General features: G+C 39.8%; 21 protein-coding genes. 9 read left to right on the top strand and 12 right to left on the bottom strand.

The window, feature by feature from the left end:
- Positions 1-56: 56 nt before the first annotated feature.
- From ACMUMJ_RS03095 to ACMUMJ_RS03050, 10 genes are all read right to left on the bottom strand, one after another.
- Entirely contained in the window at positions 57-494 is a 438-nt protein-coding gene (locus tag ACMUMJ_RS03095; RefSeq protein WP_414677336.1) for a GNAT family N-acetyltransferase, read from the bottom strand.
- Positions 495-574: 80 nt separating this feature from the next.
- The gene (locus ACMUMJ_RS03090) at positions 575-1,411 is read right to left on the bottom strand and encodes a helix-turn-helix domain-containing protein (RefSeq protein WP_414677335.1); all 837 of its coding nucleotides are present in this window, start codon (positions 1,409-1,411) and stop codon (positions 575-577) included.
- A gap of 55 nt (positions 1,412-1,466) precedes the next feature.
- Complete coding sequence (locus tag ACMUMJ_RS03085) at positions 1,467-1,871, bottom strand: DUF1801 domain-containing protein (RefSeq protein ID WP_414677334.1); 405 nt, start codon at positions 1,869-1,871, stop codon at positions 1,467-1,469.
- 78 nt (positions 1,872-1,949) lie between these two features.
- A complete protein-coding gene (locus tag ACMUMJ_RS03080; RefSeq protein ID WP_414677333.1) occupies positions 1,950-2,441 on the bottom strand; it encodes a GNAT family N-acetyltransferase in 492 nt (163 codons plus the stop codon).
- Positions 2,438-2,908 (bottom strand): GNAT family N-acetyltransferase, encoded by a 471-nt coding sequence (locus ACMUMJ_RS03075; protein ID WP_414677332.1) that lies wholly within the window; start codon positions 2,906-2,908, stop codon positions 2,438-2,440. Before ACMUMJ_RS03075 ends, ACMUMJ_RS03080 begins: the two co-directional genes overlap by 4 nt.
- A gap of 31 nt (positions 2,909-2,939) precedes the next feature.
- The gene (locus ACMUMJ_RS03070) at positions 2,940-3,317 is read right to left on the bottom strand and encodes a PH domain-containing protein (RefSeq protein WP_414677331.1); all 378 of its coding nucleotides are present in this window, start codon (positions 3,315-3,317) and stop codon (positions 2,940-2,942) included.
- Between the two features lie 302 nt (positions 3,318-3,619).
- Complete coding sequence (locus ACMUMJ_RS03065) at positions 3,620-4,174, bottom strand: DinB family protein (RefSeq protein ID WP_414677330.1); 555 nt, start codon at positions 4,172-4,174, stop codon at positions 3,620-3,622.
- A gap of 50 nt (positions 4,175-4,224) precedes the next feature.
- Complete coding sequence (locus tag ACMUMJ_RS03060; RefSeq protein WP_414677329.1) at positions 4,225-4,920, bottom strand: VC0807 family protein; 696 nt, start codon at positions 4,918-4,920, stop codon at positions 4,225-4,227.
- A gap of 166 nt (positions 4,921-5,086) precedes the next feature.
- Positions 5,087-5,425 carry a hypothetical protein gene (locus ACMUMJ_RS03055; RefSeq protein ID WP_414677328.1) on the bottom strand — a complete coding sequence of 113 codons (339 nt, stop codon included), beginning with the start codon at positions 5,423-5,425 and terminating at the stop codon, positions 5,087-5,089.
- Entirely contained in the window at positions 5,406-5,627 is a 222-nt protein-coding gene (locus ACMUMJ_RS03050; protein ID WP_414677327.1) for a hypothetical protein, read from the bottom strand. Before ACMUMJ_RS03050 ends, ACMUMJ_RS03055 begins: the two co-directional genes overlap by 20 nt.
- 287 nt (positions 5,628-5,914) lie before the next feature.
- Between ACMUMJ_RS03050 and ACMUMJ_RS03045 the strand changes: the two genes are divergently transcribed.
- Positions 5,915-6,868 carry a TAXI family TRAP transporter solute-binding subunit gene (locus ACMUMJ_RS03045; RefSeq protein WP_414677326.1) on the top strand — a complete coding sequence of 318 codons (954 nt, stop codon included), beginning with the start codon at positions 5,915-5,917 and terminating at the stop codon, positions 6,866-6,868.
- A gap of 161 nt (positions 6,869-7,029) precedes the next feature.
- Positions 7,030-8,790 (top strand): TRAP transporter permease, encoded by a 1,761-nt coding sequence (locus tag ACMUMJ_RS03040; RefSeq protein ID WP_414677325.1) that lies wholly within the window; start codon positions 7,030-7,032, stop codon positions 8,788-8,790.
- A gap of 89 nt (positions 8,791-8,879) precedes the next feature.
- On the opposite strand, the gene ACMUMJ_RS03035 is transcribed toward ACMUMJ_RS03040, so the two are convergent.
- Positions 8,880-9,779, bottom strand: a complete 900-nt coding sequence (locus ACMUMJ_RS03035) for a DMT family transporter (protein WP_414677324.1) — start codon at positions 9,777-9,779, stop codon at positions 8,880-8,882.
- 173 nt (positions 9,780-9,952) lie between these two features.
- On the opposite strand from ACMUMJ_RS03035, the gene ACMUMJ_RS03030 reads away from it, so the two are divergent.
- The 5 genes from ACMUMJ_RS03030 to ACMUMJ_RS03010 all read left to right on the top strand — a co-directional run bounded on the left by ACMUMJ_RS03030 (position 9,953) and on the right by ACMUMJ_RS03010 (position 17,628).
- On the top strand, positions 9,953-10,846 hold the full coding sequence (locus ACMUMJ_RS03030) for a LysR family transcriptional regulator (RefSeq protein ID WP_414677323.1): 894 nt from the start codon (positions 9,953-9,955) through the stop codon (positions 10,844-10,846).
- Between the two features lie 780 nt (positions 10,847-11,626).
- Positions 11,627-13,957, top strand: coding sequence for a DUF1989 domain-containing protein (locus tag ACMUMJ_RS03025; RefSeq protein ID WP_414677322.1), 2,331 nt, complete (start codon positions 11,627-11,629; stop codon positions 13,955-13,957).
- 35 nt (positions 13,958-13,992) lie between these two features.
- Positions 13,993-14,967, top strand: a complete 975-nt coding sequence (locus ACMUMJ_RS03020) for an ABC transporter substrate-binding protein (protein WP_414677321.1) — start codon at positions 13,993-13,995, stop codon at positions 14,965-14,967.
- 83 nt (positions 14,968-15,050) lie between these two features.
- Complete coding sequence (locus ACMUMJ_RS03015) at positions 15,051-16,121, top strand: quaternary amine ABC transporter ATP-binding protein (RefSeq protein WP_414677320.1); 1,071 nt, start codon at positions 15,051-15,053, stop codon at positions 16,119-16,121.
- A gap of 1 nt (position 16,122) precedes the next feature.
- Entirely contained in the window at positions 16,123-17,628 is a 1,506-nt protein-coding gene (locus ACMUMJ_RS03010; RefSeq protein WP_414677319.1) for an ABC transporter permease, read from the top strand.
- A 520-nt stretch (positions 17,629-18,148) separates the two neighbouring features.
- On the opposite strand, the gene ACMUMJ_RS03005 is transcribed toward ACMUMJ_RS03010, so the two are convergent.
- Positions 18,149-18,583 (bottom strand): Lrp/AsnC family transcriptional regulator, encoded by a 435-nt coding sequence (locus ACMUMJ_RS03005; RefSeq protein ID WP_414677318.1) that lies wholly within the window; start codon positions 18,581-18,583, stop codon positions 18,149-18,151.
- 340 nt (positions 18,584-18,923) lie between these two features.
- Here ACMUMJ_RS03005 and ACMUMJ_RS03000 point away from each other — a divergent pair, with 340 nt between their 5' ends.
- Together ACMUMJ_RS03000 and ACMUMJ_RS02995 are read left to right on the top strand one after the other, a co-directional pair.
- Positions 18,924-19,133 carry a hypothetical protein gene (locus ACMUMJ_RS03000; protein ID WP_414677317.1) on the top strand — a complete coding sequence of 70 codons (210 nt, stop codon included), beginning with the start codon at positions 18,924-18,926 and terminating at the stop codon, positions 19,131-19,133.
- A 231-nt stretch (positions 19,134-19,364) separates the two neighbouring features.
- Positions 19,365-20,309 (top strand): DMT family transporter, encoded by a 945-nt coding sequence (locus tag ACMUMJ_RS02995; RefSeq protein WP_414677316.1) that lies wholly within the window; start codon positions 19,365-19,367, stop codon positions 20,307-20,309.
- Positions 20,310-20,807 lie beyond the last annotated feature (498 nt).

Raw genomic sequence — 20,807 nt, 5'->3', positions numbered from 1 at the left:
CCTCAAACAATAAGAAGCTAGACATTAGAAATGTCTAATTACTCCTCTACTTTTTATTATTCATTTATAAACTTCAACCTCAGTACTTGCTGCCCTGTTGGTGCATGAATCGACTCAGATAAACGCTCAAACCCGTATTTTGCGTAAAAAGCGGTGCCAATCGCGTTCACTTTAAATACTTCAACCTCCAACTCATCGTGTAGCGATTGAGCCTTATTCATTAAGGCTTTCCCAATGCCTTTACCGTGAAGTTCAGGCTGTAGAAATACCGCTCCGACTTCATTGCCCATTAAGGCAATAAACCCTTCAACCTTGCCGTCAATTTCAGCAACCCATGTGTCTGTATTAGGAAGGTATCTGTTTTCCACGTTCAGCCTTTCTTGAGCAATAAAGCCGTCAGTCATAAAAGAATGCGCTAATCTTGTTGCCACTTCCCATGAGTTAAGTACGTTTTCTAAATCCGCTTTTTCATATTGTCTAATGATTAAATGCATCGTTAGTCCTGCTTTCGTTAGTGATTAAAAGCAACTTTATAGACTCATATGACATTTGCATTGAAGAAAAGCGACAGTTTTCAGGAAAGTTCAAAACCCCCATAAATATCAATGGTTAAATCGCGTTCACGAGCATATTCGCCGGGTGTTTTCCCTATGGCATTTTTTAGATGTCGAATCAAATGGGGCTGGTCGCTGAATTCAAACTGAGTAACCAAATCCGCCCAATCAATGTCTGCGTCGTCCAATTTATAAAGATAATTTAGAATGGCTTCCAAACGAATCATCGACTGGCATTGCTTTAACGTTAACCCAGTCACTCGTAGAAAGCTGCGTTCTATTGTTCGCTGAGAACGATGTAAAACGTCTCCTATTTCTGAGATGGAAGTACGATCCAGTAAAGGTAAAATCAAACGCACTAGTTCACTGTGTTTGTCCTCGTGGCTCTGTAAAACCCAAGGTGCTAGTATGCCATCCAGTACATTTGAAATGTGTTCTGGCTTTTCAGCTGCGTCCATTAACAGCAAATCACTGCAAAATCTTTCAGACGCTATCAATGCATTCATGTTCACTTCTTCAATCTGTTCTAATTTCGATCCTGAAAAGGGTGTATTTAACGAATACAGGGCACCCGTTTTGAATTTAATACCAATGATCTGAAAGAGGTCTGAATGATCCATGGTAAAGGTATTTCTATGAGGAAAAATCCAATAATTACCACAGCCTGTCTGGGAGGTGTCCATTTGATTGTATTGAAATGTCTGCGTTGCAGTAGCAATAATTAAATGCGCAGTGGGGTCGGGGTTTAATTTAGGAAAATTAGTGCCAAGATCGCTTGGTTCCTTTTCTAAAAACCAATAGCACTCAACATACTTAGCCACATGAATATTATTAGGTAACTGCTTCCAATACTTCATTTTATCGTTCTATAAGAGGCTGTCATCATGCGAGCGATTGCGTTATCTGGCAGTGTTAGCAACCCAATAATTCAAGGTGTTTGATTTTTTTGTAACGTAAAGACAAGGACAGACAATGAGACAACTCTTTTATCGGAACAGTTTGCCCTACATTAAAAAGAAGTGCCCTGTTTCCAGAATAGACAAAAAGATCGCCATACAGTTCTTTAAACGTAGGTACTAAAGACGTTTTGCAATTAAAGTAAATACCGTATTGATCAGGAGATTTAGCTTTCCAGTCAAAGCGTATTGTGCTGCCTATTTTAGACACATAACTGGGCTCGCCCCACTTTATGGTTTCTTCTAATTCATCAATCCCATCTTGTTCAGCAACGCGAAAAATAAGATCGCGTATTTCATACAATATGGACGCAACATCTTCAGGATAAGATTCAAGTTTTTGTCTTACATGAATATCCAAATAAACTTCTCCTTGATGAGTAAAACACTCATCATAAAATGCGTTTTAAAATAAACAGTAGAGCAGTTATTTCAATCTCTATCTACTCAATGACGATAAACTCAATGCCTGTCTCATTTTTCGACCACCAACGGGGATTAAACCGTTGTTTTGATAAAACTGTAATGTACGTTCAAATTCAGGCAATGGTGGTGTGCAAAGTTCAATGCAAACCCATTTTCTAACATCACCATACTGTTGAACCTGCTCAATTAACATCGAACCCACTCCTGAAGATCGAAACTCAGGAGAAACATAAAACTCTTGGATGAGCCCTATTGCTCCACCAGCGTATAAGGCATAGGTTTCGGTAATGGTTGCGACGGCAATAGGCTGATCATCGTATTCGCCAATAATGGCCGTATAATGACCTTCGTTAATTAAATGCTCACAACGTTCAATGGTTTCATTTAAATTAATCGTAAGTAATGGTGCATGTGCTCGCTCACAAATTTCTTTTGTTAACGCTACGACCAGCGTGGCGATTGTTGTTGCATCGTTTACGTTAGCTTGTCTAAAACGAATATTCATAGGCTATGCGTCATAATATACTGCGGCCCCGCAGGGCCATCCAAATACAAATCGTCTGTTTTTTGAAAGCCGCATTTTTCATAGCAATGATAAGCGACTTTATTTCTGCAATTCACCGTCAAATAAAGCGACTCCGCATCTGGATACGCCGCTTTCATGTAACTAGGTAACTTTAATAAAGCTCGACTGGCTATGCCCTGACCTTGAAAGCGATGGTCAATGAATAATGATCTGATACCCAACCCTTTGGGTGGGCAGAAATCATAATGACGCGCGTATTCAGTATCTAAAATAAAAAAGCCAACGACCTGATGGCTCAACACAACTAAATAGGGATGTTCGTACGGTTTTAGCTTACACAATGTTTCACCAACATTTCCAATAGCAAATTCAACTTGATCAGGCTTAACATGTAACCCACTGACTTCAGCTAGCTTTCGAACACTGTATTTTTCAATGGTAATCATATACCTATTATAATCCTCTTATAACCCCCCATTAAGCAAGCACATGCTCACTAATAAGTTTATTAAATGAAAGTAAATCAAACTCGCCTTTAATTTCAAATCTCACTTTGCCCAAACCACTAAGATACAGCTCTATCTCACAATCTAGATCCAATGACCCTGAAGTTTCCACTGAAAACGCCTGTATTTTACTGTAAGGCAGAGACGTATAATCCACTTTTGAGCCAGTAATACCTTGAACGTTGGCCGCTATAATTCTTTTATTTGTGAATACCAACTGGTCTCTTATCGTTTTAAATGCCGCAAAAATCTCTTCGCCATCGATTAAAAACTTATGAAAATCTTCTCTTATTTTGTCATGCTCAATGGGCTTTAATTTAAATATTTCTGAATTTTGAAAATCAATCATAGTATTTCCTTAGATTATGGTTTGTTAATAATGAGTCATTATTCGAATCATACTTTATCGATCAAGTTTAGAAAAACCTGTCACGCTTAGAAGACATATCACGGCTGAACGAGTCAAAATTAAAAATAGACTGGAAAGCAATAATATAATGATTGATGTAATTTGAAGGGCTTCATGATGCACCATTTTAGATAAAGTTTACTCTGCCCCATTTATTCCGTATTAATTAACGTTTTTGCACTGGAATTCACTCTTAAAATTCAACATAGATTAAGAATGTACCCCTTGTAGCTGATATTTAGTTATAGAGAATTATCTGATTTTTGCTCGCTTGGAATATTGAGCAATAAGTCAGTCATATCGACATTTACACCAGCTTGATTCAGCAAAACAGACACCTGCCCTCGATGATGCGTTTGATGATTGAAGAAATGTTGAATAAGGTAACCAAGGTTTTGAGTTAACGGCTTCCCTTTCATATTCTGATAGGACAACGACGATGCCAATACGTCATCGGTCAGCTCACGAGAAAAGTCTAAAATGAGGTTATCCATTTTCTCTCTAGCGGCTAAAAGATCTTCAAGTTTCATACATAAAATCGAATCTAATGCTTTAGGCCACTCAAGGCCCCGAACGTAATCCAGTGATGAAAATTGTGACGGATGATTAGCAAACCGTTTTAACCAAATGACATCACCCACCAAAATATGATTTAACGTCGCAAGAATAGAACCAAAAAAAGCGCCTCGATCTTCATTAAGCCCCAAAACACTCAACTGAGATGCTGCACCGTACATGCTTTGATTCATCCCGTGATTATAAGCCGCCATCAGTTCAAAATTCGATTTTAATGACATAAGTCTCCTTATTAATTTTGAGCGTTAAGCAGGGCATCTGAAAAACAAACTTATTTTTTCCCCACTAAATCGTCTAACGTCAATCCAGTCATTTTATTGATCGTGCGTATCAAGTAATAAAATATTCCCATCGTTATTAACATAGACGGAAGCGCAATCACCGGGTAGCTGTACAAGGTCATTTGACCCAGCTCTTCATTGAATGCCGTTGTCCCAGCAGGGCTAACAACAATCCATCTAGCCAGTAGATAATTCATAACAGCAGAAAAGGCAAACGAGCCCGCAACAAAGTACGTTGCTTTCATTAAACTGCGTTCAAATGCTGCGGTGCTGTTGTTTTCTTCTAACCTTTGTTTAATGGTATCCACATCTATAATATCTGCATTAAACAACAAGGCTCTTATTAACGGATAAGGGGTAAAGGTAGAAACCAATACTGCAACGCCTATAATTGCAGGGATGGCGGCTTCTTTCACTGCCAACCATTTGCTGTCTAATTCGAATAGGCCAATACTGCCAGTGAGTAGGACGCTGACAAGACCTAATAACGCGATAAAATTGAATTTTTTATACTTTATTAATTCAAAAATCCCCCATCCTAAAGGGAAAGAAAGAGCCGCAATCAACCCTCCGCTTGCTCCTAATTCCTCTTCGCCGCTTAGCTTCATTAAAATAAGAGACGGCAAAACAATACTAACGATAAGATCAACCATCGGACGTGGTTTATGGGTAGAAGAGCCATTCATGGTGTTATTATTCCAGTTTAAATAAAAGTGCGTATAGCAATCATATGGACGAAATCGAAAGACACAACCATAAACTGTTTCTTTTAAAAAATACCCACTTCGTTGAATCAGGTTTATGTAAATTTTTCGAAGTGGCTTTTGTCCCCTTTATTATATCCGAATCGCCTCATTCTTGAATTTGATTTTTAAGTGACCACATAGCAAACACGCCATTGGGTCTAAGTTGCTCAACCATACGCGCTAAGTTTTCAATGGTATAAAAACTGGCGTTAGCTACATTTAAATACTCCGTCGGCGAATGGTCAATGTCTAACAGAATAGCATCAAATTTCTTACCGTGATGACGTTGATCAAAACCGGTACTCGGCTCTATTGCCAAATCAAAGAAACTACCAAGCACATAACGATTACGATCATCGGCGTTGAGCACTTTGCCTAAACGAACCCGTTCATCTTTGTGCCAGCCAATAACAGTGTCTAACGCATCAACCACCAACAACGACACTTAAATTATCACCTTCTACAGCGGCTAACCCAAGCGTCGATAGCGCTTCTTCCGCCTCAACAAACATACTCGACATTAAAAACTCTTCGCCCAGTTTCACTTTATAAATGCCTCTATCTCCAAACGCAGGAAGACGTCGGCGCAAGGAAATCTCCCCTAAAAGGGAACCTTGGCTATCAACTTTTTCGAATAGTAAAGGCATGGCGGGTCTGTCCTAATGGAGTATACCGAAAGCAAGTATGCTGATTACATGCTAAGAAAACATAAAACCAAGCACAAAAGACCGTATACAGTAAGCATAAAGATCACGACAACAAAACAACTCTGCTTGGAGTTCATATTGATTAGCACACAGTGATATATTGATCATAAGCGTGCCTATTCGAATTACGTCAATACGCTGTGATAATTTATTGATTCAACGTGCATTAGTAATGCATTATATCGGCATAATTTATAAAAAATAATATAATAAAAGGAAGAGCTTACATGAAACTTCATCATGCATTAATCAGTACGGCTGTCGGTTTAGCTGTCTCTCAATTGAGCTTAGCGCAAACTCAAATCACCTATAAATCCGCTAAAACAAGTTCATCTTATTACCAAATGGCCGTAGAGATTTCACAAGCCGTAAAAGAAGACACTAACAGCAACCTTATTATCACTGTTGAAGAAAGCCAAGGGTCGGTACAAAATGTCATGGAATCCGCTGTTCGAGGCGCTAATTATGTGTTTACCACACCACCAGCACTGGTCGCATTAGCACAAAGCGGTAAAGCCATGTTTAAAAACAGAGCCAACCCCAAATTTAATGACATTCGAGCACTCTTCCCAATCCCATCTTTAGCCATGCATTTTGTTGTCTCTAATAAAAGCGGAATCAATAGTTTTGCTCAAATGGAAGGCAAAAAAATACTGCTAGGGAAAGGCTCTTTCGGTGCACGTGAAGGCGCTAAATACATCACGTTATTTGGGTTAGAGAATAAAATCGACCTAGCGCAAGTTGAATTATCAAATGCCGTACCAGCCTTAAAAAATGGTCAAATCGATGGCTTTGTTACTGCTGGGTCTTTTCCTGCACCCAATGTTATTGAAGCTGCAGCAGGTACTGGTGTAAAAGTTCTATCATTAAGTGATGAGCAAATCGTACAATCAAAACGTACTAAATTAGTCATTCCAGCAGGTACCTATGCAGGGCAAAATTCGGACATAACAACAACATCATTACCTGTTATTGCTTATTCAAGCACAGCGATGGATGACGCTACCGCTTATACATTAACCAAAGCCTATTGGAGCCAAAAGCAAAGAATGTCAGATACCTCTCCTTGGTGGGGTGGCGTATCAACCGATATGCTGAGTAATATTAATGGCAAAATCCATCCTGGTGCAGCTAAATATTATAAAGAAATGGGAATAACACTCAGTGCAGTGCATCAATAAAAAACTACTTTTTAACATACGTATGAGATTCAGACGACAAATATAGGGGTTTTATATTTCAGAAGCATAAGACGGCCATAATTAACATTCTGGTTCTGCTTATGGGTTTAACTCATCATGAATCTCGTTTTATATAGACTTTATCAAACAGGCCATGCTCTATGCCTCGTAAATATTTTTGGGCCGGTTTTGGCTTTGTTAGTATTATTTTCCATTTAACCCTTATTTTTTCAGGGTTAGTACCCAACTTAGTCAGCCGCCCACTGCATATGGCTCTTGCTTTGCCTTGGGCTTTTATCTTCTTAAGCCATACTCCCTTTGAACGTTACACAGGCTACATATTTACCTTACTCGGTTTAATGGCCACCTTGTGGGTTGCCATTAATGCCGATGTCTTAACAGACCAATACGGATATATTAGCGAACATTACCAGCTGTGGATTGCCGCAATATTACTGCTCAGTGTATTAGAAATGGCTCGACGCTGTATCGGCTGGCCATTACCTCTCGTCGCGGCCATTGCGCTCTTATATGGCATATTTGGTCAACATATTCCAGGAGAGTTCGGACATCCAGGTACTCCACTAGGCAGTTTTTTAGGGACGTTAACCATTGCAGAAGGTGGCATTTGGGGAAAACTCACAGGCGTTTCCGTTAGCATTGTGGCTATTTTTGTTATTTTTGGCGCTGTTCTGAATGCTGGAGAAGCCGGACAAGGTTTTATGAATTTGGCCGTCACTGCCGCTGGCAGACTAAGAGGAGGCGCAGCCAAGGTGTCCGTTATTTCTTCTGCTCTTTTTGGGTCAATTTCAGGATCGGCATCAGCAAATGTGGCGTCTACAGGTGCAATTACACTGCCTGCAATGACAAAGCTTGGTTACCCTAAATCACTCGCGGGTGCGACAGAAGCCGTCGCCTCCTCCGGTGGACAGATTATGCCTCCGTTAATGGGCGCTGGTGCATTCGTGATGGTTGAGCTTACTGGTATTCCTTACCAAAGCATTATGATGGCGGCTATTTTACCCGCCATTTTATATTTCTGGGCTGTCTGGGTTGGTCTAGACGCATTCGCGCTTCGTTATGACTTAAAAGCCATCAGTAAAGATCAACAACCAAGTCGACGCCAACTGTTGATTACTTGTAGTTTTTTTATGATTCCGTTTTTGTTATTACTGTGGGGAATGTTTGGACCCGCTTATACACCACAATTTTCAGCAAGCATTGCTATTTTTAGTGCGGCCATTTTATTATTTTTTAATACTCAAGGTTTATCTCCTAAAAAGCAATGGCTTAGCCGCATAGAAGACGTTGGCATTAATGCTGGCAAACAAATTTCTATGATAGCCGCCATCATATTGTGCGCATCAATCGTCATTGGAGTACTGTCAATTACAGGCTTAGGTGTAAAAATCACATCGCTCATTATTTCAGGATCTTCTGGAATGCTGTGGCCTGCTATTTTATTAACGGCTATCGCTTGCTTAATTCTTGGGATGGAGGTGCCAACGACTGCAGCCTATGTAATCTGTATTTCAGTCGCAGGGCCTGCATTAGCTCAATTAGGTTTATCACCACTGCAGGCACATTTGTTTGTATTTTGGTTTGCTTTGTTGTCAACGATCACTCCACCTGTGTGCGGGAGTGTGTTTATTGCTGCGGGTATGGTGAAGGAGAACTGGCTCAAAGTAGCTGGTGTTGCCATGATGCTTGGTGTTGGTTTGTATTTAATTCCTCTCGCTATGATAGCCAACCCTTCGCTTATTAATTTGGAATCAACACCACTTTTAGCCATCATCAGTGCACTGATAATAGCCCTAGCCCTCTATTGTATTTCTATGGCATTAATTGCTCCCTTTACATTAACAAAGCGAGCACTTTATGTGTCCCTGGGTGTGATATTGATATTTGCTTTCTCAATTTGATGTACCGTCTCTGACAATAAATAACAAAACAGAGACAGATTCATTTAATTCAAGATCAAATACATAACATCTAGATCACACGGCAATTTTTATTGAGAACGATGCTCCAAAACAGTCTCATCTATTGACTCGCTTTTCACTTGCTTAATAAACAAAGCCAATACGATTAGCACCATGGCGGTCACTTCCAACCGATCTAAGTAATCACCTAGAAAAATCGCCCCAGTTAACAACGCAACAACCAACTCTAACGATCCTATTAATGCATTTTTATCCACGCAGGATCTGGGCGCTCCCACCATAAACAATATTTGAGGGATGGCAGCAGCCAGTAAGGCAATGCCTAATACAGACAAAACACCGCTTGTTGAAACGGGTAGTACCTGCGCAGGTGACACCCACATAGCAATGGGAAGTAACACCAATACATGACCTATGGTTATCCAAGCCATTCTGTTGCTTGTCGGAATTTTTCGTCTGGGATTAGACAAATACTGTACCTGAATCGCTACCGCCAAAGGCGCCAAGAAACAAGCGGCGACCGCTAATAATGTTCCCTCTTGCAACCCTTGAGGACGTATCGTTAATGACGCGGCAATCGCCACAAGCCCAGCTGAAATCAAGGTATTTTGAGAAGGCGTACGCTTAAACACCATCCAACCAATCAATACACTAAAAAAAGGATAACTGTAATAAATCAAAATAGCGGTCGCAGCAGAGATGGTTTCTAAGGCATAAAAATAAGCAAAAATGGAAATACCACTCGCCACTCCCAACAACAAACATCGGCCCGCTTCCGTCATACTCGCTCTTGGAGTTCTCAAGAAAAAAACAAAAAACAACGCAGGCACAATAAACCGATACAGGCTGACCATTTCCGCACCTAAACCGTCTTTAAATAACATCTGTGCAAAAAAAGGATTTAACCCATAAAAACAAGCTGCCATTAACACCAAGTACTGACCATCTATTGCTGATTTACTGCTCACGTCAATCTCATTCTATTGGTTTCGTTGAATTTGAAACCAAACGATAACGCGTCACTGATTAAATAAATAATGAATAATCCGCTTTACTGATTAATACTGTGCATCTAAAAACACTCTCTTCTAGCTGTTTGTTAATTCAAATAACAGAAAATGTAATAACAGGAGGCTCATTCATGAGGCTGGACATCAAACATTGGCAGATGCTCAATGCGATCGATAAAACTGGAACCTTACACCAAGCTGCTTACATGCTTGGCATAACTCAGTCGGCACTCAGTCATCGACTCGCCGAAGCAGAAAGACGTTTGGGAGGATTATTATTTGAAAGAGAGGGTCGCCGTCTCAGGCAAACCGCAGCGGGACGCGCCATGACACAAACTGCCAATCAGATTATACCTGCATTACAGAGAGCGGAGTCTGACTTTCAACAGATGGCTGCCAATGAAACCACCGTTGTCCGATTTGGCATCGCAGCCTACAGCTACTACCACTGGTTACCGTCGTTCCTACACGATATGGCTAAAACAGAGCCTCATATCAAGTTGGAATTGGTCGCATCGACGACGCAAAATCCACTAAAAAACCTTCAACAAAGCGATGTTGATGTTGTATTAGCTCCTGGGCATTTAGCAATACCAGGCATCGATGCCATTCCCATTTTTCAAGACGAGCTTGTGTTAATAACCCATCCTCACCATAAACTGGCAACCAAGCCCTTTATTAAAGCAGAAGATTTAACTGGTGAAGATTATCTAACCTACAGTAAATCAACCCAGCCGGGGTTTGAATACGAACGATTTATTCGCCCTTCCGGCGTTGTACCGCATCTGGTCACTGTGGTTGAAGTAACCGATGCAATCGTCGAACTGATCGCCGCAGGCTTTGGCATCAGCATTCTGTCTCGATGGGCGGTTCAATCGGCGATTAAACATGGCACGGTCACCGCAGTCAGTGTAGGAAAAGAAAAACTTGATCTTGATTGGTCAGCATTAATTCGTGAATCAGAGACGTCATCGTCCGCCTCAAGAATTGTCTCCCGTAGATTAGCTGAATGGTTTCGAGATTAAAGACTGCTTAGCCTGAAAGACATAAAAGCATTTGCTTTCTAGGCTCAAAATCAAATTATGTGCGACGCCATGTATTAACGTGCTACCAACTCTTCGGCAATCGCCTTCAACAAAAACGTCTCTCTTTCAATGGACAGTCCTGTCTTATCACTGTTTGCAACCACGTCTTCATTAAGTTCATCTCGAAGGGTACCTATAACCTACATTACGTGGAAGTGACACCTTATTTGATGCTTTTTGTGATAAGACTGAGAAGAAGTGACTTAATCTCGGACTCCCTGGATCTTAGATTATAATACTTACGCCTTCACCGTTCACTTCTGATCCACCCCAAATAGAAAGACTTTTTTAAATATGCACCCTATGCACAGAAAAAAATACAACATCAATTTCATTTTAAAATATGTATTTAGACTACCTGCTACATTTATGCCTTTAACACTAATAATAAGGCTAATCGCCTAAAAGCATTTTTTATTTATCATATTAAACATTTGATTTAATTAATATTTTAGTCGTTAATAGCACAATATATTTATTCTCTTATTGCGATTCAACATTGCACTTTTACCACTAAATGGCAGCTTCCCTGATGGCAGTCAAACTCATTCCCCCTCCATTTCTTGGCATTATATTTGCTAAAAATGAAATAACTATTTATATTTTCATATATAAGCATATTTATTGTTCATTTTATTTTATATGCGCATATCTTTTGGTGCGAGCTTTATATTTACGCTCGAAAACAGTGCTTTTATCATTTTTATAGGATAAGTAGGAATGACTTATATATTTAAAGCCAAAGAAAAAAGTGAAAATCAAAAAGAGGTTTATTACCCTGGTTTTCATTTTTCTAATGATGTGCAATTTAGAGAATTGCACTGTCGAGAGGTCTGCTCTTTAGTCTTATCGAGTGGTGACTTAGTTAAGTTAACTAATGCAGATGGGGGTGCTACTGTTCTTTTGTTCGCCATAAGTAACGAGAAAACGGATGCTTATGAGCAGCTTTCTATAAAGGGACTCCCTGCAATAGAGTTTGATACACAGACATTCGATTCATCCAGTTACCTGCATTATTTAAGCTCACAAGGTATCTCTCCTGAGAGCATTACCTGCCGATCTATTTTTGACCCTACTGCACCAGCTGGCGAGTCTTATGTTATTCGCAGTGACGGGAATATCGTTTTATATCTTGCACTACCAATACAAAATAATTCAATTGAGCAAGGTGGCGGTGGAACGGTTTTTATTGAACATAATTTTAAAGATAAAACAGAACCCAACTTACCAAAGGCTTTAGGTGATATCCGAAAAGAAATTCATATAAACAGCGGTACAGGTCAATCTTATGAAGTAAAAGCGGGTGAGTATATTCAAGTCATTGACATTGAAGGTCGCCAGTGTTCGGACTTTATGGCTGTCTCTCATGATGCGTTAAAAGCAGGAAAAGAACGCTATATTGACTCGACTGTAACTCGCACTATGGTTAGCCGTTCATATCCAGCGCCTGGTTTGTGTGATAAATTTTTTGATCAAGATATGCAACCATTATTGGCCGTTGTACAAGACACCGTCGGTCGACATGATACCTTTGGTCTAGCTTGTACCGCGAGAGGGTATGAAGAGCGAGGATTTCCCGGTCACTTAAATTGCTCTGATAACATTTCTAATGCGTACGCAGCGTATTCCATTGAGCCACGTGAAGCGTGGCCTGCTATTAATTTCTTTTTCAATTCCACTGTGGATATGCATAGCAATCATCTTTCTAGTGACGAAGCATGGTCTCGCCCTGGTGATTATGTAGTCATGCAAGCCTTACAAGATTTAGTTTGTGTAAGTACAGCCTGCCCAGATGATATAGACCCAATTAATGGTTGGAATCCAACAGATATAAAAGTTCGAATTTACACAGAAGAGAGCAATATCCCAAGAGCGATCGCTCATCGCCCCTTTACAGAGAGTGAATACAATATGACTGTTGAAAGTGCTTTCCATCCTCGCACCAGTGCCTTAACTCAATCATTTTCCGTAGCACGAGACCTTTGGTTACCTACTCATTATGAATCAACAAATGCTATTGAAGAGTATTGGGCTTGTAGTCAAAGTGTCACCATTCAAGACATGTCCGCTTTGCGTAAATACGACATTATCGGTCCGGATGCCGAAGCCTTATTGCAGTTAGCTATGACGCGTGATATTAGTAAATTATCGGTGAATCGTGGATTTTACTGCTTAATATGCAGTGAAACAGGCAGCGTTATTGATGATGGCACACTGTTTTATGTCGGCCCACATTTATACCGTTGGTGCTGCGGCTCAGAAGAAAGTGGTCGCCAGCTAAAAAGCTTAGCCGAAGAGCATGGTTTGAAAGTGTGGATTAAATCTCTTTGGTCTGCGATGCCCAATTTAGCAATTCAAGGGCCGAAAAGTAGAGAGCTTTTATCTAAGTTATTGTTTGTTCAACCTACTCAACCTTTATTAGAAAATGTGAAATGGTTTGGCTTCACTATAGGTCGTTTATATGACCGCAATGGCCCTGTATTTATGTTAACAAGGTCAGGATTCACGGGTGAGTTAGGTTATGAAATTTTCTGTGATAAAGAGTCTGCTTTACCCATTTGGGACGCTTTAATGAAAGAAGGCGAGTCACTCGGTATCACGCCTATGGGCAATGCTGCGCTTGAAATTAAGCGTGTTGAAGCAGGACTCATGATCTCATCCAATGAATTTCCACCAACGATTGATGCATTTGAAGCAGGCTTAGGCTTTGCGGTTGATATGAAAAAGACACACTTTGTTGGTCGTGCTGCATTGGAACGTCATTCCGCTTCCCCTAAATTCAAATTGGTTGGTTTAAAGGTAGCGGGTAGTGAAGTTCCTCACCATGGCGCACCCATATTCTTTGGTCGCAATCAAATAGGCACTGTGACCAGTGCAGTTCGTTCACCTGAGTTAGAACAAGTTATTGCCCTAGCAAGGGTTTCTACGGAGTACAGCCCAGAAGGGGTCTCTTTAGAGGTCGGTTGTTTAGATGGTTATATGAAACGTCAAGCCGCCACAGTTTGCTCTTTTCCTTTTGTTGATCCGAAACGAGAACGTGCAAGAGCTTAATTTTACTTACAAATCAAAAGTCTGGAGAAAGAAAAATGAGAAAGTCATTACTAACAAAGGTTATGCTGGCAGTTTCTATTGGCTCGGCATCCGTAGGTTCTATTCACGCTGCTGATAAAGTTATGATCGCTGAACTGTCTTGGCCTGGTGCGAAAATAATAGGCAACTTGATAAAAGTAATTGTTGAAGAAAAGCTTGGCGGTGAAGCAGATATGGTGCCAAGTACTAACTCTGTTGTATTTGCCGCAATGGACGGTGGTCGAGGCGACATTGATGTACACCCTGATGTTTGGTTACCAAACCAACAAGCCCTTGTTGATGAGTATGTTAATGGTAAAAACTCTGTGTCTTTATCAAATGGCTTCTATGAAGGCCGTACTGGATTTTGTATACCTCAATATATGTCAGAAAAATATGGCATTAAAACCGTATACGATATGGCCACACCTGAAGCCCAAGAATTATTTGATTCCGATGGCGATGGCATGGGGGAAATTTGGGTAGGTGGTGCGGGTTGGTCCTCTACAAACATCAATAAAGTTAAAGCACGCGATTACGGCATTGAGTTCTTCCATACTGTGAGTACAGAAGACGAAGCGATTTTCTACAATCGCTTAGAAACGCTGTACAAAAAAGAGAAAGGTGTTGCCTTCTATTGCTATGTACCTCATTACGTACACGCCCTTTACGACACAGTTTTATTGGAAGAACCTGAATACGATCCAACTCAATACACTATGTACCAACCGAAAAATAAGACGGACTGGTATGAACAATCGAGCATTATGACAGGTGATCCAATTAAAAACGTGCGTATTGCCTATTCCAATACACTTGAAACACGCACTCCGGATGTTGCGAAGTTCCTTTCAAATATCAACTTAGATTCTGCTGATGTATCTAATTGGACTTATCAAGTCATTATCGAAGGCAAAAATGCTGAAGACGTTGTCCGTTCTTGGATCAGTGAAAACAGCAAAACCGTTGATAAGTGGTTAGGCATTGAATAATCCACATCAAATTAAACAATAGATTGTTTCAGCTATGTCGTGGTTAACACGACATAGCTTGTAAACAGCTTAGGAGGGATATTTTGAACGAAACTAACACACCCCCTGCGATCGCCGTAAAAAATGTCTGGAAGATATTTGGAGAGAAAAGCGATGAAGCATTTCAAGCCATCCAAAAATTCGGCCTAACAAAAGCCGAAGTATTATCAGAGTATGAATGTGTTGTCGGCGTAGCTGACGCTACTTTTGAGGTCGAAGAAGGCGAGATCTTTTGTATCATGGGGCTTTCTGGATCAGGAAAATCAACGCTCGTTAGACATATCAACCGCCTATTAGAACCAACTGCAGGCGAGATAATTGTAGGCGGAGACGATGTAACAAAATTGAGTGATGACGCGTTACGTGAAATGCGTAACCGCAGAATCGCCATGGTTTTTCAAAACTTTGGTCTAATGCCTCACCGAACTGTTCGCGATAATGTTGCAATGCCCTTAGAAATTCGCGGTTCCTCCAAGAAAGACCGTTGGTCAAAAGCAGATGAAGCTTTGTCTTTAGTTGAACTGACCGGATGGGAGCATAAATATGGACATGAACTATCTGGTGGTATGCAGCAACGTGTCGGCTTAGCCCGTGCTTTAGTATCTGATCCAGATATTCTCTTAATGGATGAGCCGTTTTCTGCTTTAGATCCCTTAATTCGGCGTCAGTTACAAGAGCAGTTTATGGCGCTATCTGAAAAACTAAAGAAAACCACTATTTTTATTACCCATGATTTGGATGAAGCAATCCGTATTGGTAATCGAATTGCCATTATGAAAGACGGCCAGATCGTTCAAATTGGTACACCAGAAGATATCGTGATGCACCCTGCAGATGAATACGTGGCAGATTTCGTGGCAGGCATTTCCAAACTTAACCTTGTGTATGCGCATTCCATTATGCAACCGATTGATAAGCGTGTCGCCAAATTAGGCCCAATTCCTGAAGGGACAAAACGCGTTTCTTATGATGTCGATTTGAATGGTTTGATCGATTGCTCAGTAGAGCATCAAGGGCCGTTAGTCGTTGAGCGTGACGGCAAAGATGTAGGTGTTATCGATACTATAGACCTGATGCTTGCCATTCAAGGTAACCGTAAAGAAGAGGTAAAATAGCATGTCAGAAAAAACACCTACTCCTAATGAAACGGAAAATCTAACACGTAATTTTGTCCAAAAAAACGGTGACTATTACGTTAAAGAGTTTTCGAAACTAAGTGAAGCGAAAGGGTTTAAAGCCTCATTTCAACCCTTCGCGGCAATTTTTGGGCCGATATGGTTCGCGACCCGTGGATTATGGTCTTGGTTCCTATGCTTTTTATTAATTGAAACCTATGGCTTTGTACAGCTTATTAAGGGTCTCTTTGGTGACTTAGGCAGTACTCATGTTGATCGTGCTGAATCCATTCAGCTTATGATTAATACACGACTTGAGCAAATTGAATCGGCCCGTGCAGCAGGATCATCTTCAGTTGAATCATTAGAACGTGCTGTTGCATCGTTGCAAAATGCTTTAGATAAAGCGATGGTAACAGCGCAGGAAGCATCTGGTGAAAGCGCCAGTTTAATCTTATTGGGTTTGTTGATTATTCTGTCTGCTAAAGCCGTCGAAGCGGTAATCGCTAACTGGACATTGGAAAACCAATTTACTCGTTGGCGTTCGAGTAATTCTGTATTATCTGGTTTTTCAATAGCGCGTCTGATACTGGGGAGCATGCTGTTCTTTATTGTGACTGGACTGTCTTCGATACGTTTTTCACAACCTGATATTGTTCCTTTGTTATTAAGTTTTCCTGCAAACAATGAGTTAAGCGCTTCTTTGGCTAACGGAATTAAAGACTGGTTCGATTGGGCAAAAGTATCTGGTGGGGATTTCTTTAACAACATTACACTCGGTGTGCGCTCATTACTGGACGGATTGGAAATCATCTTCGTAGGAACTCCTTGGCCTGTTGTTATCTTAGTGGTTGCGATACTGAGCACGTTGACAGGTGGCCCTAGAGTGGCGGTCTTTACGGTTTGTGCTCTTGGCTATTTGGGGGTGCTGGGCTTTTGGGAAAAAGCGATGACAACTATTTCCTTGCTTGGTGCTGCTGCAATGATTTCGATAGTCTTAGGCATTCCATTTGGCATCTTATGTGCGCGAAAACCTAAAGTATTCATGGTCGCACGCCCAGTATTGGATTTCATGCAATCTATGCCTTCTTTCGTATATTTGATACCTGTTATTGCTTTCTTTGGTGCAGGAAAACCCAGCGCCATTATCGCCACCTTAGTATTTGGTTCGCCACCAGTAATTCGTCTAACGGTGCTAGGGTTGCAACAGGTTCCTCATGCAGCCAGAGAAGCCGCTATGTCATTTGGTGCAACATCCACTTACTTGCTCTTTAAAGTGGATTTACCCTTGGCTTCACGTACGATTATGACGGGTGTCAATCAGACAATCCTTATGTCTTTGGCGATGGTAGTGGTGGCTTCTTTGATTGGTGCAAAAGGTTTGGGTGAAGATGTACTTGCCGCTCTGCAATACGCATCAGAAGGTGAAGGAATTTTAGCGGGCATCGCTATCCTCTTCTGTGCTTTGATCTTAGATAAAATTGTTGCAGGAAAGCAGGGGAAGTAAAGACCAGTGCTATTCTTAAGGATTAGCTTCTTATAGGAACATTTAAGACGCAATAGGAAATCAATGGAGTGACTTTTAAAGGCTATCTATATTATAGATAGCCTTTTTTATCGTAACGCCATCAATGATGAGAAACACAATGATAGATACATTTGTTTCTATCTCGTGCTCAAGCGATACATCGTAGTTATGTTAAAATCAATATACCCCCTTGTAAAAAAAGAAAAAGCAAAAAACTAAAACAATAAACACACCTTTTGACGGGATCGCAATGCAGAGAGTTTGGCAACGCGATTTGAAGGCGGGTAAAATCAGTTGGCTCGTGGCGTTAAAATAGTGTGTTATGACTCTCTCAACATTAGGTAGTCGTGCCTGAATAATAGCCTTCGATCATCAACCTGACGTACTCATATTTTGTTTAGATATGTAGATGAGGTAGTTTTCAGGTTTTAACGGTCATACTTTAATTCCTAGATTACAGTTACTTATAGGATATAGACATTCCAGGGTTATTAGACCATTACAGATTCTTGCGTTTTAACCTGGTTGAAAGACATATATGGGTAACCACGCTATCTAAGTTAGGCCACTCCTCAATTGCACTACGAATTTCATTAAGCCGATCCATACTTGAAACTTCAACCAATAATATCAAGTCAACATCACCACTAATTGAGTGGGCGAGCTGAACTTCTGGAATTTTTTCTACATATGGTTGAACTATATTGCAAGATTTAGGGTGAAATGTCAGCTCAACATAAGCTGTAATGGCCTTATTCCCGCTATTTATAACAGCATGATATCCTGTAATTATATCTCTGTCTTCAAGTCGTTTTATTCGTTCAGTCACAGCAGAACGAGACAAACTTACCAGCTTACTTAAATCAGTAATAGGACGTCGAGCATCCTCTACTAGCAATGAAACTAACTTTTGATCATATCTATCCAACTGCATTTGATTTCAACCACTTTACATTCGTGAAAACACCTTCCTATCCGTCAGTATGACGGTGAAAAGCGTCCTTTTGCTAATAGGAATACATAGAGAACCAACATATTATATACAAAGTTTATATTTAATTCATAAATAAGTACCAGCATTACAGCTCAATATTAACTCTCACATTATAAGGGTATTACAAACACACTTTTTAAAGGAAGCAAGAGTACCGTTCAAAAAAGCTCACTAAGACTATAAAGGCAGCTTCAAAGTCTTTAATTGCCTTTGGGGTAATAACTTAAGGCAAGAGAAATGTGTCATCAGAATTAATTATTTTAAAGTAAAGGACTTAATAATGGAAAACTCAATCAAAGATCAATCCACTCTTCCAGAATGCAACATTTTCGAATTAGAAACTCAGAAAAAATTAGCAAATCTACACAGTAGATACTTTTCAGAGCCGGAAGAAAATGAATTAAGCTTTCATAATCAGCTAAAGCATTTAGAATCATGCTTGATGTTAGAAAGAAAAATAATCAATTTTGAAGACTCTTTTATAATATAGAAAGCACAAATAATTTTCTTCCATTTTGTTGGATTAAAATATCTAAAAAAATATGCAATCTAACACTTGCGAGAGAGCTTTTAGAAGAAAAAATATTAATAATACCTGGGGAGATTTTTAATAAACCAGGTTACATACGAATATCTCATGCGAGACCTTTAGATGAAATCAAAAAAGGAATTGAAAACATAAATCAAATCATAAAAAAACTAGCTATAAAGGAATACTAAAATGAAAAAAAAAGTGTCATCTAAGTCCATAATTTTTCTTTATATTTCAACTATTGTAATATGGAGCACTACTTGGTACCCAATAAAATTATCGTTAGATCATGTATCTGCAGAAATTTCTGTGGTATATAGACTAGCAATCGCTAGTACAATTCTATTTGCATACATATGTGTTAAAAAGCTCCCTCTTACGTATACGCTCAAGCAACACCTATTTATTATGGTTTTCGGAGTCCTACTCTATGGAGTTAACTTAACATTACTCTACTCTGGAAGTTACTTTTTAACTTCTGGAGTTGTTGCGATTGTATTTTCCAGCATTGTAATAATGAACATTATTAATGGACGAATTTTCCTATCCAAAACGCCTACACTCAGATCAATTATCGGGTCTACAATTGGCATTGCTGGTCTTGTTTATATATTCTGGTCAGACCTTAAAGATTTCAACTGGGGATCAGACAGCCTAGTAGGCTTGGGGATCATTATACTTGCTACATTATCGGCATCATTAGGTAATATTACATCAATGCGAAATCAAAAAGATGGAATTCCTATTACTCAAGCTAATGCACTCGCTATGGCTTACGGTGCAGTCTTCCTAACAATCTATTGCATGTTTCAAGGAATCCCATTCGCCTTTGAATATTCAGGGACTTACATAGGCTCACTAATCTACCTATCTGTTTTTGGATCTGTTCTAGCATTTGGCTTTTACTTGAAGTTATTAGATGAAATTGGCGCAGACAAAGCAGCATATGCAAATCTACTTTTTCCAATATTAGCTATGATAATTTCATTTGCTCTGGGCGAACAAGAAATTAACAACAATATTCTAATAGGCATTGTAATTGTTATATCAGGAAACTACCTAATGAACATTAAAAGCAAACCCAAACAAACTAATGCAGAGGTATCTCAGGCCTCTTCAACAGCAAAAATGTAACATATCCACCGTATGACACATAGAGCACCTTAATATTAAATAGTTAAGGTGCTCTTCAAGGTATTCTGAGTAATGACGTTTTTCAATCAAGAAACTTCATGATCTTTTTAACCGTATGCCATTAGACTAGTAATGGCCAAGTAAGATGCTTAAACTCTCCCTTTGACTCTATACACTTCGAATTCAACCAACACAGTGATAAGTATTTCTTTGTTCTAGACTCAAGTTTAGCTTATAATTGGTAATCACGCCCTACCTCTACAATTTTTAACCCCTTCTATTACTACAGACGCTAACAACTGAGCATACTCACCTAGATTCGAGCAGGGCATGTAAGTATTCTCTGACAATATTTTTAATGGAGAAGATTAACCCCCTGAATTCAAGTCCGAAGTGCGACACTTTTCACTTCAAGCAACTAAGCACATGTTTTTAAAAATTACGGCTGGTTGCTTGAACCCTAAACACTTCCTTGGACGATTGTTTATTCGTCTCATC

It is taken from the genome of Marinomonas phycocola (assembly GCF_047525455.1).
GTDB lineage: Bacteria > Pseudomonadota > Gammaproteobacteria > Pseudomonadales > Marinomonadaceae > Marinomonas.
This window is presented reverse-complemented; position numbering and strand designations above follow the sequence as displayed.

Excerpts from the sequence above, each read along its gene's own strand:
- ACMUMJ_RS03095 (WP_414677336.1), bottom strand. The coding sequence starts at position 494 with ATGCATTTAATCATTAGACAATATGAAAAAGCGGATTTAGAAAACGTA.
- ACMUMJ_RS03090 (WP_414677335.1), bottom strand. The coding sequence starts at position 1,411 with ATGAAGTATTGGAAGCAGTTACCTAATAATATTCATGTGGCTAAGTAT.
- ACMUMJ_RS03080 (WP_414677333.1), bottom strand. The coding sequence starts at position 2,441 with ATGAATATTCGTTTTAGACAAGCTAACGTAAACGATGCAACAACAATC.
- ACMUMJ_RS03075 (WP_414677332.1), bottom strand. The coding sequence starts at position 2,908 with ATGATTACCATTGAAAAATACAGTGTTCGAAAGCTAGCTGAAGTCAGT.
- ACMUMJ_RS03070 (WP_414677331.1), bottom strand. The coding sequence starts at position 3,317 with ATGATTGATTTTCAAAATTCAGAAATATTTAAATTAAAGCCCATTGAG.
- ACMUMJ_RS03065 (WP_414677330.1), bottom strand. The coding sequence starts at position 4,174 with ATGTCATTAAAATCGAATTTTGAACTGATGGCGGCTTATAATCACGGG.
- ACMUMJ_RS03060 (WP_414677329.1), bottom strand. The coding sequence starts at position 4,920 with ATGAATGGCTCTTCTACCCATAAACCACGTCCGATGGTTGATCTTATC.
- ACMUMJ_RS03050 (WP_414677327.1), bottom strand. The coding sequence starts at position 5,627 with ATGCCTTTACTATTCGAAAAAGTTGATAGCCAAGGTTCCCTTTTAGGG.
- ACMUMJ_RS03045 (WP_414677326.1), top strand. The coding sequence starts at position 5,915 with ATGAAACTTCATCATGCATTAATCAGTACGGCTGTCGGTTTAGCTGTC.
- ACMUMJ_RS03040 (WP_414677325.1), top strand. The coding sequence starts at position 7,030 with ATGCCTCGTAAATATTTTTGGGCCGGTTTTGGCTTTGTTAGTATTATT.
- ACMUMJ_RS03030 (WP_414677323.1), top strand. The coding sequence starts at position 9,953 with ATGAGGCTGGACATCAAACATTGGCAGATGCTCAATGCGATCGATAAA.
- ACMUMJ_RS03025 (WP_414677322.1), top strand. The coding sequence starts at position 11,627 with ATGACTTATATATTTAAAGCCAAAGAAAAAAGTGAAAATCAAAAAGAG.
- ACMUMJ_RS03020 (WP_414677321.1), top strand. The coding sequence starts at position 13,993 with ATGAGAAAGTCATTACTAACAAAGGTTATGCTGGCAGTTTCTATTGGC.
- ACMUMJ_RS03010 (WP_414677319.1), top strand. The coding sequence starts at position 16,123 with ATGTCAGAAAAAACACCTACTCCTAATGAAACGGAAAATCTAACACGT.
- ACMUMJ_RS03005 (WP_414677318.1), bottom strand. The coding sequence starts at position 18,583 with ATGCAGTTGGATAGATATGATCAAAAGTTAGTTTCATTGCTAGTAGAG.
- ACMUMJ_RS03000 (WP_414677317.1), top strand. The coding sequence starts at position 18,924 with ATGGAAAACTCAATCAAAGATCAATCCACTCTTCCAGAATGCAACATT.
- ACMUMJ_RS02995 (WP_414677316.1), top strand. The coding sequence starts at position 19,365 with ATGAAAAAAAAAGTGTCATCTAAGTCCATAATTTTTCTTTATATTTCA.